8 protein-coding genes, 31 tRNA genes and 1 pseudogene are annotated in these 12,635 nt (G+C 67.3%); 1 reads left to right on the top strand and 39 read right to left on the bottom strand.

Annotation, left to right across the window (positions count from 1 at the left end; translation table 11 throughout):
* Positions 1-113: 113 nt before the first annotated feature.
* The 5 genes from ABZU46_RS27535 to ABZU46_RS27515 all read right to left on the bottom strand — a co-directional run bounded on the left by ABZU46_RS27535 (position 114) and on the right by ABZU46_RS27515 (position 4,286).
* Positions 114-443, bottom strand: a complete 330-nt coding sequence (locus tag ABZU46_RS27535) for a TraR/DksA C4-type zinc finger protein (RefSeq protein WP_354862260.1) — start codon at positions 441-443, stop codon at positions 114-116.
* Between the two features lie 396 nt (positions 444-839).
* Positions 840-1,067, bottom strand: coding sequence for a ferredoxin (locus tag ABZU46_RS27530; RefSeq protein ID WP_354862258.1), 228 nt, complete (start codon positions 1,065-1,067; stop codon positions 840-842).
* Entirely contained in the window at positions 1,064-2,293 is a 1,230-nt protein-coding gene (locus ABZU46_RS27525; RefSeq protein WP_354862257.1) for a cytochrome P450, read from the bottom strand. Before ABZU46_RS27525 ends, ABZU46_RS27530 begins: the two co-directional genes overlap by 4 nt.
* Positions 2,294-2,620: 327 nt before the next feature.
* Positions 2,621-3,304, bottom strand: a complete 684-nt coding sequence (locus tag ABZU46_RS27520; RefSeq protein ID WP_354862256.1) for a Type 1 glutamine amidotransferase-like domain-containing protein — start codon at positions 3,302-3,304, stop codon at positions 2,621-2,623.
* Positions 3,305-3,470: 166 nt separating this feature from the next.
* A complete protein-coding gene (locus ABZU46_RS27515; RefSeq protein ID WP_354862254.1) occupies positions 3,471-4,286 on the bottom strand; it encodes an NAD(P)H-binding protein in 816 nt (271 codons plus the stop codon).
* Between the two features lie 189 nt (positions 4,287-4,475).
* Between ABZU46_RS27515 and ABZU46_RS27510 the strand changes: the two genes are divergently transcribed.
* Positions 4,476-4,796, top strand: a complete 321-nt coding sequence (locus tag ABZU46_RS27510; RefSeq protein ID WP_354862252.1) for a helix-turn-helix domain-containing protein — start codon at positions 4,476-4,478, stop codon at positions 4,794-4,796.
* Between the two features lie 76 nt (positions 4,797-4,872).
* Here the strand turns inward: ABZU46_RS27510 and ABZU46_RS27505 are convergent.
* The 34 genes and pseudogenes from ABZU46_RS27505 to ABZU46_RS27340 all read right to left on the bottom strand — a co-directional run bounded on the left by ABZU46_RS27505 (position 4,873) and on the right by ABZU46_RS27340 (position 11,805).
* Positions 4,873-4,943: transfer RNA gene (locus ABZU46_RS27505), tRNA-Cys, on the bottom strand.
* A 9-nt stretch (positions 4,944-4,952) separates the two neighbouring features.
* Positions 4,953-5,025: transfer RNA gene (locus ABZU46_RS27500), tRNA-Arg, on the bottom strand.
* Positions 5,026-5,030: 5 nt separating this feature from the next.
* A tRNA-Tyr gene (locus ABZU46_RS27495) sits at positions 5,031-5,114 on the bottom strand.
* Positions 5,115-5,432: 318 nt separating this feature from the next.
* Positions 5,433-5,504, bottom strand: a tRNA-Val gene (locus ABZU46_RS27490).
* A 1-nt stretch (position 5,505) separates the two neighbouring features.
* Positions 5,506-5,579: transfer RNA gene (locus ABZU46_RS27485), tRNA-Asn, on the bottom strand.
* 1 nt (position 5,580) lies between these two features.
* Positions 5,581-5,658, bottom strand: a tRNA-Glu gene (locus ABZU46_RS27480).
* 12 nt (positions 5,659-5,670) lie between these two features.
* A tRNA-Val gene (locus ABZU46_RS27475) sits at positions 5,671-5,742 on the bottom strand.
* Position 5,743: 1 nt separating this feature from the next.
* Positions 5,744-5,822: transfer RNA gene (locus tag ABZU46_RS27470), tRNA-Met, on the bottom strand.
* A gap of 1 nt (position 5,823) precedes the next feature.
* Positions 5,824-5,897 (bottom strand) — tRNA-Lys (locus tag ABZU46_RS27465).
* A 6-nt stretch (positions 5,898-5,903) separates the two neighbouring features.
* Positions 5,904-5,977 (bottom strand) — tRNA-Arg (locus ABZU46_RS27460).
* A 3-nt stretch (positions 5,978-5,980) separates the two neighbouring features.
* Positions 5,981-6,056: transfer RNA gene (locus tag ABZU46_RS27455), tRNA-Lys, on the bottom strand.
* A gap of 1 nt (position 6,057) precedes the next feature.
* Positions 6,058-6,148 (bottom strand) — tRNA-Ser (locus ABZU46_RS27450).
* A 5-nt stretch (positions 6,149-6,153) separates the two neighbouring features.
* Positions 6,154-6,227, bottom strand: a tRNA-Pro gene (locus tag ABZU46_RS27445).
* 5 nt (positions 6,228-6,232) lie between these two features.
* A tRNA-Pro gene (locus ABZU46_RS27440) sits at positions 6,233-6,306 on the bottom strand.
* A 4-nt stretch (positions 6,307-6,310) separates the two neighbouring features.
* A tRNA-Arg gene (locus tag ABZU46_RS27435) sits at positions 6,311-6,383 on the bottom strand.
* Positions 6,384-6,396: 13 nt separating this feature from the next.
* Positions 6,397-6,469: transfer RNA gene (locus ABZU46_RS27430), tRNA-Ile, on the bottom strand.
* A 1-nt stretch (position 6,470) separates the two neighbouring features.
* Positions 6,471-6,556 (bottom strand) — tRNA-Ser (locus ABZU46_RS27425).
* 5 nt (positions 6,557-6,561) lie between these two features.
* Positions 6,562-6,634: transfer RNA gene (locus ABZU46_RS27420), tRNA-Asp, on the bottom strand.
* 26 nt (positions 6,635-6,660) lie between these two features.
* A tRNA-Ala gene (locus tag ABZU46_RS27415) sits at positions 6,661-6,733 on the bottom strand.
* 14 nt (positions 6,734-6,747) lie between these two features.
* Positions 6,748-6,830: transfer RNA gene (locus tag ABZU46_RS27410), tRNA-Leu, on the bottom strand.
* Positions 6,831-6,842: 12 nt separating this feature from the next.
* Positions 6,843-6,916: transfer RNA gene (locus ABZU46_RS27405), tRNA-Met, on the bottom strand.
* A 5-nt stretch (positions 6,917-6,921) separates the two neighbouring features.
* A tRNA-Thr gene (locus ABZU46_RS27400) sits at positions 6,922-6,995 on the bottom strand.
* A gap of 121 nt (positions 6,996-7,116) precedes the next feature.
* A tRNA-Thr gene (locus ABZU46_RS27395) sits at positions 7,117-7,192 on the bottom strand.
* A gap of 1 nt (position 7,193) precedes the next feature.
* Positions 7,194-7,270, bottom strand: a tRNA-Leu gene (locus tag ABZU46_RS27390).
* A 6-nt stretch (positions 7,271-7,276) separates the two neighbouring features.
* A tRNA-Gln gene (locus tag ABZU46_RS27385) sits at positions 7,277-7,348 on the bottom strand.
* A 34-nt stretch (positions 7,349-7,382) separates the two neighbouring features.
* Positions 7,383-7,824: pseudogene (locus tag ABZU46_RS27380) on the bottom strand (HNH endonuclease).
* 62 nt (positions 7,825-7,886) lie between these two features.
* Positions 7,887-7,959: transfer RNA gene (locus ABZU46_RS27375), tRNA-Gly, on the bottom strand.
* Between the two features lie 95 nt (positions 7,960-8,054).
* Positions 8,055-8,131 (bottom strand) — tRNA-Gln (locus ABZU46_RS27370).
* A gap of 7 nt (positions 8,132-8,138) precedes the next feature.
* Positions 8,139-8,211: transfer RNA gene (locus ABZU46_RS27365), tRNA-Gly, on the bottom strand.
* Between the two features lie 17 nt (positions 8,212-8,228).
* A tRNA-Glu gene (locus ABZU46_RS27360) sits at positions 8,229-8,302 on the bottom strand.
* Positions 8,303-8,310: 8 nt separating this feature from the next.
* Positions 8,311-8,383 (bottom strand) — tRNA-Ala (locus tag ABZU46_RS27355).
* A 186-nt stretch (positions 8,384-8,569) separates the two neighbouring features.
* A tRNA-Trp gene (locus tag ABZU46_RS27350) sits at positions 8,570-8,642 on the bottom strand.
* Between the two features lie 446 nt (positions 8,643-9,088).
* A complete protein-coding gene (locus ABZU46_RS27345; RefSeq protein WP_354862251.1) occupies positions 9,089-10,840 on the bottom strand; it encodes a DUF6461 domain-containing protein in 1,752 nt (583 codons plus the stop codon).
* A 305-nt stretch (positions 10,841-11,145) separates the two neighbouring features.
* Positions 11,146-11,805, bottom strand: a complete 660-nt coding sequence (locus tag ABZU46_RS27340; RefSeq protein WP_354862249.1) for a class I SAM-dependent methyltransferase — start codon at positions 11,803-11,805, stop codon at positions 11,146-11,148.
* Positions 11,806-12,635: the final 830 nt, after the last annotated feature.

Below are 12,635 nucleotides of genomic sequence, written 5' to 3'. Positions count from 1 at the left end.
CCCCTACACGCCCCTCTTCCTATCTCCTGCACGTCGTCCCCGGGGCGTATTAATCTCGTGCGTGCCGGCCTGTGGCTGCGGTCCCCCCCGCGCCACGGCAGCCACACCGGGAATCAGCCGTTCTGCTTCGCCTGGCAGGACACGCAGAACTGCGCGTGCGGCAGGATTTCGAGCCGCTCGGCCGGGATGTTCTGGCGACACTTCGTGCAGGCACCGTAGGTGCCGTCGCTGATGCGGCTCAGCGCACCGGTGATCTGCTCGATGTTGCGGCGGGTGGCCACCAGCAGTGCGGCCCGGTTGTGGGCCTCGCTCGGGTCGCCGGTGTCCGCGTTGAGCTCGGTCAATTCCCGTAGCCGAGCCGTCTGCGTGGCGAAGTCTTCCGCCAGGGACGCTCGCAGATCAGCCAGCCAACCCTGGTCGACGGTTCGATGATCGACGCTCATGGTCTACCTCTGCCTTTCGAAGGGAAAAAGAAAAGGGCCGAAGCTTGATAGCTTCGCCCTGGCGGTCGTTCCGTGATGCAACGATTCCGCGGGGGGCCTCGGCCGGTTCGCGCCGGGCTCGACAGCCGGGAGGTGGGCGCGATGTGCAGCACGCGGACGACCGGCACTCGCATCCCGACCATCCGGCACGCCGCCGTCGCCACGCAGGCAGCCCCGATTGCCGCCACACCGGTGACGACAGGAGAGCGGAACGTCACCGGGGACATGTCTCCACCATAGGCGGCGACCGCAGCAATGCCAACGCGTGCGCCGAGGCCTCGCTCCTACCATGATCCGCCGCCCGCGCCGGTCTTCGCGCCCAGCGCGGCGGCACGACCGTCGCGGCCCTCGGTCGGGTCACTCCTCCGGCGCGATCAGCCGGTCGTCGGTGGCGTCGCGGACCGTGATCGCTTCCACCGGGCACGAGTCGGCAGCGTCGAGGACGACGTCGGCCGGGGCGACGACGTCGGCCAGCGGCTCGGACAGGCCGCCCACCAGGCGGAAGTGCTCAGGCGCGGTACCGGCACAGATGCTCGTGCCGATGCAGCGGCCCGAGTCCACCCCGATCCGCCACGCGGTACTCACCAGGCCACCGGCATGCCGAGCAGGCCCCGCACCAACATGCCCCGCTTCCACTCCAGCTCGGCTTCCGGCACGGCAAGCCGCAATCCGGGCAGGCGAGTCACGAGGGTGGCGACGGCGACCTGCAACTCCATGCGGGCCAGTTGCGCGCCGACGCAGTGGTGTACGCCGTGCCCGAAGCCCAGGTGCGGGTTCTGCTCGCGGTCGAAGTTCAGCCGGTCCGGGTCGGCGAAGACGGTACCGTCCCGATTCGCCGACGACAGCGAGCCGAGAACCGGCTCACCGGCCCGGACCAGCACCCCGCCGACCTCGACGTCCTCCTTGGCGTACCTGGCGAAGGAGGAGCCGACGCCGAGCGGCACGTACCGCAACAGTTCCTCGACCGCGGCCGGCACCAGCGACGGATCGGCCCGCAGCCGAGCGAGCTGGTCCGGATTGTGCAGCAGGACGTAGACGAAGTTGGGGATCTGGGTCACCGTGGTCTCGTGGCCGGCTGCGAGCAGCCCTCCGGCCAGCTCCACCAGCTCGGTCTCGCTGAGCCGATCCTCATTCTCGTCGCGGGCCCGCACCAACGCGCCGAGCAGGTCGTCGATCCCCGGGTCGCGGCGCCGCTCGGCGACCAGACCACCGATGTACCCCCAGAGATTGTTCAGGTACTCCTGGATCGTTTCCAGGGGCAGCGAGGTGGTCGAGACGATCGCCTCGGACCAGACGTGGAAGCGGTCGCGGTCGGCGTACGGGACCCCGAGCAGCTCGCAGATCACCTGGATCGGCAGCGGCGTGGCGACGTGCTCCACCAGGTCGGCCGGAGGACCGAGCCGGACCATGTCGTCGACCAGCGCGTCGGCGATCTCCTGGGTTCGGGGTCGCAGCGCCTCCACCCGACGTGCCGTGAACGCCTTCGCCACCAACCGGCGCAGCCGAGTGTGATCGGGCGGGTCCATGGTCAGCATGCCGCTGTACTGCTGGCGCGGGGTGAGCCTGGGCTCGTCGCGCTGGACGGACAGGGCGCGGCCGAACCGCACGTCGCCGAGGACCGTACGGACGTCCTCGTACCGGGTGGCGAGCCACGCCTCCTCGCCGTAGGGGAGCTTTACCCGGGTCATCGGCTCGTTCTCGCGCAGCTCGCCATAGGTCGGATCGACGACGAGGCGGTCGGGCACACTGAACGGGTACGGCCGCGCGGGCGGAACGGTGCGACTCTCGGTGGTCTGCGCGCTCTCCGTCATCCGGATTCCCTTCGTCGAGGCGGCTTGATCCTCAGGCCGGCACCACGTTCGTAGCGGCGCCGGATTGCCAGCGTCCAGGGCTTGCGACCACCACCGCATTGACGCTCAGTTATCTATCGATATCGGATCGTAGCGGGATGGGTCGATGATCGCCATGGAGGCTGGTCCGCGTCCGGCGACGGGTGTGGTGCCGCTGCGAAGGAACCGCAGCGGCTCCTCGCCCGCGATCCACAGTGCTGGACGGCCTCGCTCTGGTGTGGTGCCCGGCCCAGTCCGGCGCGTACCCGCACTGACGCCCGGCATGCCGATCGCTGTTGGCGGCGGCTATCAGGGGAACAGCTTCCAGTGCCCCTCCGAGACGACCTCGACGGCGCCGTCGACCACCTTGATGGCGGTGTCATCGTCGATGGCGTAGGTCGGGACCGGGATTCCGGACGCCCACTTCTGAATGGTGGACAGCTCGGTGCCCTCCATGTCCGGGTGATTGAGGTGTGGGTACAGCGTGAAATCCACCAGCCCCAGCGCCCGGTCAGCGCCCTCCGCCATGTCGCTACCGTCGGGGACGAATTCGAGGTCGAACTCGGCATCGCAGTTGTACGGGGTGACCGCGATACTCCCGGCACTCACCCCCACGTAAACCGTATCGTTCAGCGACGGTAGGAGGTCGGCCAGACCTGACTGGCGCAGCCAGTAGGTCAGGTAGAGCACATCGCCGCCCCAGACGAGGAGGGCATCGGCCTGCCGGACGGCCGGGACCCAGTTCTCTTCTCGGATGGTCGGCAGTGCGGTGAGCTCCAATATCCCCAGGGATTTCCAACCGAGCTGGGACAGCGGGATCGTGGCCTGGCCGTGAATCGCCTTCCACGCGCTCTCACCTCCGCCGGGGAAGGGATAGACACCGGTCGGAATGAAAAGGGCCGTGGACTCGGCGATCGGCTTGCCCAGCAGGTCGACCAGCGCATTGCGAATGCTCGGGTTCTGGACGCCCCCGGACGTCAGAAGAAGCCTCACCCGTGCCTCCTGTACGTAGCGGTCATGACGCTCTCCTCGAAGTCGGGAGATCGGGTGCATGGGACGACAGGCTGGACACCATAGCGAAACTCAACGCCGTTGCGGCCCCTCAAGCCCTCGCACGCGCATCGGCATGAGCGGAGGGCACTCTTGTGAAGCATCTGTGTCAGTGCGTGCCAGGGCACCTGGCGGCCGTGGCACCCACAGCGACGGTGAGTGAATCTGTGAGCGGTCGATCCAGCAGGCGCACGAGGTCGGGGCTGGTGTTGTCGAGGAACCCGTGGCGGACACTGGTGGCGATTGAGGCCAGCATCGGCGGCTGGAATGCCAGCAGGTTGGCGTCGCCGAGAAGGCGGGTGCGGTACTCACCCAGGTCGATTGTGTGGTGCGCGACGCCGAGACGGTCGGCGATGCCGCCAGCGGTAATCGGGTGTCCGACCAGGTCGTACACCTTGCCGACGTGCGCGGTGGGCTCGCATGCGACGACGGCTGCGGCAGCTGCCAGGTCGGCCCGCGCTACCGCGGAGAGTGCACCGGTCCCGAATGCTGATTCCAGGCCGTCGGGAGTCCACGCGAGCAAGGCACCGAACAGTTCGGCGTACAGCCCGTTTCGCAGGATGGTCCACGCGAGCCCGCCGCTCTTGATCATTTGCTCGGTGGCCCTGTGGGCGAGCGCGAACCCGAGGTGGTCCCCGGCGCTGGTCAGGCTGGTGTAAACCACGTGGGCCACGCCGTCGCGGCCTGCAGCGTCGAGAAGAGTCCGGTGACGCGCGATGACCTGGTCGTCCTCGGCATACCCGGCCGAGACGAGGACCAGGGTCGAAACGCCTGTGAGATCGAGGGTTGCGGGGTCGTCGAAGTCAAGGTGGCGCTGTGCGCTGGTGGGAGTGCGACTTCCTGCCAAGGCGGGTACGTCTCGCTCGCCGAGCTCTGCGAGTGTGAGCGAAGCGAGCTGTCCGTTGGCGCCGGTCACCATGATCATTGCGATTCGGTCCCCTACCGTGGTTCTCTTCAGTAACTACAGTGAGAGCCTGGACCCGCGCCCGGTGGCTCACAAGGAGGCAGTCTCGTGTCACTAGCGCACACCGAAGTAACCGCGGGAGCCGCCGAGCTCGAACCATGCGGACAGCCGGATCACGCAGACTGCGGCATCCGAGACGTTCTTGACCGGGTGGGCGACAAGTGGTCGGTTCTCGTGATCGTCGAACTCGCCAATGGGCCGCGACGCTTCCGCCAACTCCAGCGCGCCATCGACGGGATCTCCCAGCGCATGCTGACCCTCACGGTGCGCCGCCTGGAACGAGACGGCCTCGTCCTTCGGACCGTGTACGCGACCGTGCCCGCCCAGGTCGACTACCGTCTCACCGCAACCGGCACAAGCCTCACCCACCTCGTCAAAGCACTCGCCGACTGGTCACTGGCACACCGCGCAGCCATCTCCGAAGCCCGTCAGGCCTACGACAGCGACCACCCCGACAACGAGATCCGGTGACGCGCAGCGCGTCCTGAGCCCCGACAGTTGGTCGACCTGAGCATCTCGCTCGTTATCCGACAGTGGATGGCAGTTGAGGCCGTGACCGGGATCGAACCGGCGTACGCGGTTTTGCGGACCGCTCCCTCACCACTCGGGCACACGACCAGGCAGAAGCGCCCGCGGAGGGAATCGAACCCCCGACACCCAGCTCCGGAAGCTGGTGCTCTGTCCCCTGAGCTACGCAGGCATGCGTGGGAGTGGAGAGATTCGAACTCCCTGAGCGCGAACGCACCGGGGTTACAGCCCGGCCCACCTCACCATCGGTGGCGCACTCCCTTGGGGTGACTGGCGGGTACTGACCTACCGCCCGCGAACCAGCCGATATACGTGCTCGCGTCGTACCCGAAATTCGTCGGCCAGCTCGACCGCGCGGCGTCCGCTTCGGAACCCAGCAATGATGGCGTCGCGCTCTGATTGCCGGAGACGCCGCCGCTTGGTGTCGTACCCAGCGATGGCCCGGCCGATCTGGTCCCGGCGGCGGGCACCCATCAGCGGGGCGATGCGCTCCATGAGGTCGACCGCCGGGTACCCCCGAATATCCGGCGGGTGTCGGTCACCGGTTCCTGCCAGCCACAACTGCGGCCCGAAGGCCAGTGCCCGTACCTGGACTCGAACCAGGGCGACCCGGTGTGTGGGACCGGTGCTCTGCCGCTGAGCTATACGGGCGTGGCTCCCCTGCCTGGACTCGAACCAAGATCAGCCGGTTAACAGCCGGCCGCTCTACCTTTGAGCTACAAGGGAATGGCAGCGCGGACGGGACTCGAACCCGCACATGTCCCGGGTGAAAGCCGGGCGACTCTTCCAATTCGTCCACCGCGCCAGGTGGTGTGCGTGCCCCGAGCTGGAATCGAACCAGCGGCCCCCGGTTTGTCGAACCGGTGCTCTCCCGCTGAGCTATCAGGGCTTGGTGGCGAGGGTGGGATTCGAACCCACGATCTCCGGCTTATGAGGCCGGCGAGGACGACCGAACTCCTCTACCCCGCAGTGGGCCGCCGGGGACTCGAACCCCGAACCCTCGGATTAAAAGTCCACAGCTCTACGCCATTGAGCTAACGGCCCGAAACGTCCCCCGAGCAGGAATCGAACCTGCGACGACCCGGTTTAGGAAACCAGCGCTCTATCCGCTGAGCTACCGGGGGATTTGGTACGCCGAGTGGGATTCGAACCCACGACCTACGGAGTAAGAGTCCGCAGCTCTGTCCACTGAGCTACCGGCGCATGGCGGAGGGAAGGAGGGTCGAACTCCTACGGGCTTGCACCCCAACCGTTTTCGAGACGGTGGCCGTCGCCATCTGTCGGCTGGCCCCTCCATGAGTCGGGTAGACAGGAATTGAACCTGCGACCTCTCGCTCCCGAAGCGAGCGCGCTACCAAGCTGCGCCACTACCCGTTGAGTCGGGATAGCCGGATTCGAACCGACGACTTCCGGTCCCCCAGACCGGAGCGCTACCTGACTGCGCCATATCCCGAAAGAGCCCCCGACTGGAATCGAACCAGCGACACCGAAATCCGTAATCTCGTGCTCTATCCACTGAGCTACGGGGGCAAGACTTGTTGCGTGCCGACGGGAGGACTCGAACCTCCGGCCCCCGACTTATCAGGTCGGTGCTCTAACCGCTGAGCTACGACGGCTTGGCGGAAGGTGCGGGAGTCGAACCCACAACGGCCGGAGCCGCAACGGATTAGCAGTCCGTCTGCCCTACCTATGGCAAACCCTCCTTGCGCGCTGACGACGGGACTCGAACCCGCGGCCTTCCGGCTGACAACCGGATGCTCTTGCCACTGAGCTACGTCAGCATGGTCCCGGCCGGCGGCCGGGAGAGTGGAGTCGGACGGAATTGAACCGACGGCCTTCGCGGTGCGAATGCGACGCTCTACCAACTGAGCTACGACCCCATGGTGGTGCTGCGTGCGCTCGGGGAGAGTCGAACTCCCACGCCTTTCGGCACCGGCTTCTGAGGCCGGCGTGTCTACCAGGTTCCACCACGAGCGCGTGGTTGCTGCGTGCCGACGCCCGGTGTCGAACCGGGGACCTTCCCGTTATGAGCGGGACGCTCTGACCACCTGAGCTACGTCGGCGAGAGAGCCAGCGACGGGAGTCGAACCCGCATCCTCGCCCTTACGAGGGGCGCGCTCTGCCCTGGTGAGCTTCGCTGGCGTGGTCCCGGTGGGTCTCTCGCGTGCCAGGGCGGCGCCGCCGTTTTCACCGACGGATCACCGTCAGGGGCGCTATCCCTGCCTTACGGGCGTCCCGGCCCGCGAGAGACCCACCGGGTGTGTGGAGCCGGCGACCGGGATCGAACCGGCCCACTCGCGCTTACAAGGCGCGTGCTCTGCCAACTGAGCTACGCCGGCCTGGTGCCCTCGGCGCGATTCGAACGCGCACTGTCCAGGCCCTCGACCTGGTGCCTCCTGCCGTTGGGCTACGAGGGCATCGAGCTGGGAGCAGGGGATTCGAACCTCTACGCACTGGGTCAGAGCCAGCGATGCTGCCGGTTACATCAGCTCCCATCGCGGCCGGCGGGGTGATGGCCCGCCAGCCGAGTCAGCGCTGCGCCAGCGACCCCCACGCCGGCACGACCGGGCTGATGCGAAGCACCATGCCGGCCTCGGCCGGGGTCCGGTCGCCCTTGCGCTGGTTGCAGGGCGCGCACGCGCTGACGGTGTTCCGCCAGGTGTTCTGCCCACCCCGGGCGGGGCAGGATGTGGTCGACCGTCACGGACGGACCCTCGCAGTAGCCGCACCGCCGTTCGTCGCGGGCCAGGACGCCGCCCTTGGACCAGGCGGGGCCCTTCGTGTACCGCCACCGGGTGACGACGTACCGGACGAGCCGGACCACCTTCGGCATGGGGAACACGCCGATGAGTTGGTCGGGTTCGGCTTCGTGGATCTCGGCGACCCGCCGGCAGAGCATCCGGATCGCGTGGGCGACCGTGACCCGGTGGAGCGGGCCGAGGTCGGCGTTGATGACGAGAACGGGGCCCACTGGCACTTCAACGATAGGTGTCAACTCGGTGATGTCGCATTGTCTCTATGTAAGAGACATCGAGCGGCTACCGGGACTTGAACCCGGGACCTCGACGTTGGCAACGTCGCGCTCTACCAACTGAGCTACAACCGCGTGGAGCCCCCGGCCGGAGTCGAACCATCCCCAAGAGGAAGTCGAATTCCGGATTCGCAGATCCGAGACGACTTTCTCCGCTGGTCAAGTGCGAGCTCCGGGAGCAGGAATCGAACCTGCGTTCGTACCGGGATCCAAAGTCCCGTCGCCCTTGCCAGCAGAGCATCCCGGAACGGTTGAGCGGTCGGCGGGCACCGACCCCGCTTCTTCGGTTTGGAAGACCGACGTGTCCGCCAAGTTCACCACGACCGCATCGCATCCTGCGTGCGTAGGCCGTACGGGGCTCGAACCCGTAACCTCCTGGCTGAGAACCAGGTGAGCTGCCAGCTTGCTCCAACGGCCCATGAAGCGTGGAGAAGAAGGGATTCGAACCCTCGACCTCCGGTCTGCCGAACCGGCGCTCTCCCAACTGAGCTACAACCCCATCGTCCGGGACCGGGGTGTCGAACCCCGTGTCTCTCGCTCCCAAAGCGAGCGGGTCAGCCGTCTCCCTCGTCCCGGAGGTAGTGCCCCCGGCCGGCCCATACGGGCGCCGGCCGGGGCCTTACCAATGCCATCCACTGTGGAGTTGAGAACCTACAACGCCGCCGGCCGAAGCCGGGACGAAAAGCAGGGGCGGCAGGACTCGAACCTGCATCCGTCGGTTTTGGAGACCGGTGCTCCACCAGTTGAGCTACGCCCCTATGAAGTTGTTCCAGTAACGAGAAAGCCGCCCTATCCCTGTCAGGGTGGGCGGCTTCGCAGCTTGCGCTGGCGCTATTCGCGCCGCCACCCCGGCTTCCAGTTCCGCTCACTCGCGCACAGATCGTGGGCTCGTCCAATCGAGGGCAGCACGACACCGCCGCGCGGCATGAGCCGCGTGGTTTCGGTGTAGGCGTACTGCAACACGGGGAACTCCTCAGGTTGGTCGGGACGACCTTGCTCATTCAAGGTAGGCGCTGCGCCGATCGGATGGCAATGGATATTCCGAGCTACCTCCACGTAGCTCGCAGCCAGCTGTAGCGGGTGACTGGCGGTGGACAGCCGCTAGAGCACCTCGGCGGTAGACGTCGGGCTGGAACAGGATCCATTGTCCGCCGTGATGGCTGTGGCTGAGGTCCTCGTCTCGGACCGCGGTGCGGCTGGGTGCCTATCCTGTTATGCGGTAACCGATGCCGGCCGCGCGGATCCGGTTGAGGTCGGCAGCGGTGATGCCCGGGCCGGTGAACCGTGCGACCGCGACCAGTCCCTTCTCACTGCGATCACCGAGCTCGGCGAAGTCGATCCCGGCGAGAGCTGCGGCAACCTCCGGCGGGTACTCGTCGCGCCCCCATGGCTCGAAGGCAGCGAGCAGTTGACCTGCCTCGGCGAAGGAGAGCCGGGTGACGGCGTTGACGTTCCAGAACATGCTGGCGGCCCGGCCACCGGCCGACGCGTTACGCAGCACTGCGGCGTCCGTGCCGCGGAAGCCGTTGTCCTCCACGACCAGGACCGCGTCACCGCCGTCCAGCACGGTGATCCAGGGGTCGATGGCACGACGCAGTGACAGGTCGCGCTGAATGTCATCGACCGATTCCGGCTGGTCCGGGTCGGCTCCGAACGCACGTAACGCCTGCTCGACCGTAGCGCCAGTGACGACGGTGACAGTCGCCGCCTGGGAGAGCGGGCTACGGCGAATCCATCGGTACGCGTGCTCGGGCGGCCGGGCCGGCTCGGGCTCGCCGCGCAGCCGGTGCCCAAGTTGGTCGGTGAGCTTGTAGGCGATTTCCGGTGCGGCGGGTGCGCCCCAGACGACGAGCTTGTAGCTCTCGAGATCGGCGTCGAGGTCGTCGCGACCGCGGGCGTGTACCCGGGTCCGGTATTCGCCGGGCCACGGCGGGGTCTGCCGGCGTAGGCCGCGGCCGCCCGTGCCGTCCGGCGCCATCACTGATGCGCGCCCCTCGGCGGCACGCCAGCTCACTTCGACGATCTCCTCCCAGCCGGACTCCAGCTCGTCCGGGGCTTCCGCGAGCACGGCCAATTCAACGCGGACCATGCCCGCTGCGACACCGGTGCGCACGACGATGCCGCCGTCGGCCACGGCGACCATCCCGTTGCCTGCGAAGTCGGCCTGCTCGGGTAACTCGTGCTCGGCAAGCCCGAACCGGTGCTCGGCCACGGTCACCGTGCCGGACATATGACGCGGCAGCAGGTACTCCGCGCGGATCCTGGCGAGCAACGCCGCCGCATATGCCGGAGGCATGAGTGCGTCCCGCAGCAGTAGCACCGCGGCGCCGACTCCCAGGCCGACGGTGGCGGCGGCACGATCCACGATCATTGGTGGCGCCGCCTGGTGGACCACGGCACCAGCAACCGCCACCGCCAAGCCGAGATGAGCTGCGCCGTGCTCGGCCGCGATCGATGGCTCATCCGTCGCCGCCGGCGTGACTGCCAGCAGCGGCGCGATCACAGGGTGCGCCGCAAGCTCTCGCACCAACGCAACCGTACGGTCGGCCAGTCCGGGACGCAGTCGGTGCAGCAAAGCCGTCGCGGACGTCGCCTCGCTATCGTGACCACTTGCGGCCATCCACACATACTGGGCATCCGGCGGCCGGAACAGACCCGCCACCAGGTCCGGCGCACAACTCCAGTCATGGCGGCCGACAACCAACTCGAGCGCGCCGAGCAGGCGCTCCACCGGCAGCGGCCCCAGCGCTCGCAACGCCGTCAGGCACTCGGGCTCACCACCGGCCGAGCGGTCGAACCGGTGAGCACCCACCGAATGCGAATCCGCCTCCTCTGGCACGGCCAGGCGACCCAGCAGACGCGCGGGCATCGCAGGGATCCGTTCAATGAACACCGGCATCGTCGCCGCGGCGAAGGCCGCCAGCCCTTCGCTTGCCTGCGCCGATACGTCAGTCATCGTCCGCTCCCCGTCAGCGCGATCACCTGGGCCGCGAGGATACCGGACGACGGTCAGGCGTCTCGCAACAGCGAAACAGGACCAGACCGCCCTGGCCTAACGGGCCGTCATGTCCGCGCATGACCCTGAGACACGGCCGCAGCGAAGCCCGGATCGAGCGTCGCTCCTGCGCACCACCCGCCATACACACGGGTGGGATCGAGGTCTCATCTGACGGAACAAGCTACTGGTCCGGCGCGGCGGGTCTGTGCGACCGACGTCGATGTGAGCAGACTTGTCAATGCGACAGTCGACGACCGTGATCCCTACCCGATTCCGGAGTCGGTCTTGCGGACCAGCATGTACCCGTATGAGGGCTCCGGTTCTTCGGGTGGCGTGCTGCCCTGAAAGATCAGTGCGAACCCGGCGGCGGTGAAGCGTTCCTCCATTTCTCGGGCCGAGAGCCAGTACCGGTCGAAGTCGATGCCGAAGCTTCCGACGCGGCTGCCGGGAGGGTTACGGTGCCCGGTGCCATCGCCGTGCTTGAATGCGGTCACCAGGTATCCGCCCGGCTTAACTACCCGGGCGAGTTCGGCGAAGGCCGGAACCCTGGCTTCTGGTGCCAGGTAGATCAGCGAGAACCAGCAGACCACCCCGGCCAGCGAGGCGTCCTCGAACGGCAGGTGACGCAGGTCGGCAACCTCGTATGTGAAGCCGGGGTTCTCCCGTCGTGCCACCTCGACCATCCCGGGCGAGAGATCCACGCCGCGAGGCGACAGGCCTCGGCTCGCAAGGTAGGGAAGAAGCCGTCCAGTGCCGCAGCCCACGTCCGCGATCTCCGCGCCCACCGCCAGGGTCATCTCGGCGAACAGGTCGAGCATCGCCCGCTCGACCGGCATGCTCTCGAGCACTCCGGACAGGTTCTTGGCGTACCACTCCGAGAGCACGTCATGGGCGTCTCGGAGTTCTTCCGTCCTGGCGTCCATCCCCGTTGGCCTTCCCGTCGAGACCCGTGGTGGCGGCGAATCTACCCCCGGCTGGGCGAGGCGCCTCCTATGGGGACGGCTTCAGCGTTCGCGTGCGCGAGCAGAGCGACCAGATGGCCCGTCTGCCACTGCCGTAGGTGGTCTACTCGTGTTGCCAACCGAGGAGAACTACGCCGGGGAGGGCCGTCAGCTCGGCGTAGCATCCGTCTCCGCGCTTGCTGGTACGCCGCCGTCCAGCACGGTTGCTCTCAGCGTTGCTGTCGAGGCAGCAGCGCCGCCGCAATCGCGGAAATAGGCTGTCGATCATGCATGGGTTCACCGACGTCGACCGCCAGTCAGACCCCGAACACTGCTGGTCCGGAACCCGACCGCCGTCGACAACGTCCTCGGCCTCCGCAGCTGGGCTGCCACAGCTGCTCAACGCGGCGCACTCGACCCGGCCGAAGCTCGTGCGTTCGAAGACCAGTTCGACGACGCCGTCGTTGCACACCGGTTCACATACGCAGTCACGTTCTTCCTCACCGCCGCCACGGTCACCTGAGACGCATGCACCCGCTGGGAGACGTCAGACATTGAAGCGGAACTCAAAGCCGTCCTACCACCAGTGGAAACACTGGTCGGCGCCTGCTCACACGGCACGTTGGGCTGCCATCGTTGGTGGCTCGTTGACGACCTTTGACGGTGTCTTGTGCCCCCTGTGTGCCCCACCCGCCGGTACGGCGTGATTAGCTGCTGTGGGCCTGCCCCGTTTTGACGGACATCCGAGAACAGGGGACCTGGGGTCTCCGGGAGGATGTCCATCATCATGGAGAGCATGGGGAAGAAGCGGC

The sequence above is a fragment of the Micromonospora sp. NPDC005197 genome (assembly GCF_040608295.1).
Taxonomy (GTDB): Bacteria; Actinomycetota; Actinomycetes; order Mycobacteriales; family Micromonosporaceae; genus Micromonospora.
The sequence above is the reverse complement of the archived record's forward strand: the minus strand, read 5'-3'. Positions and strand labels throughout refer to the sequence as shown.

Coding starts and splice junctions, on each gene's coding strand:
- ABZU46_RS27535 (WP_354862260.1), bottom strand. CDS start 443: ATGAGCGTCGATCATCGAACCGTCGACCAGGGTTGGCTGGCTGATCTG.
- ABZU46_RS27525 (WP_354862257.1), bottom strand. CDS start 2,293: ATGACGGAGAGCGCGCAGACCACCGAGAGTCGCACCGTTCCGCCCGCG.
- ABZU46_RS27515 (WP_354862254.1), bottom strand. CDS start 4,286: ATGATCATGGTGACCGGCGCCAACGGACAGCTCGCTTCGCTCACACTC.
- ABZU46_RS27345 (WP_354862251.1), bottom strand. CDS start 10,840: ATGACTGACGTATCGGCGCAGGCAAGCGAAGGGCTGGCGGCCTTCGCC.
- ABZU46_RS27340 (WP_354862249.1), bottom strand. CDS start 11,805: ATGGACGCCAGGACGGAAGAACTCCGAGACGCCCATGACGTGCTCTCG.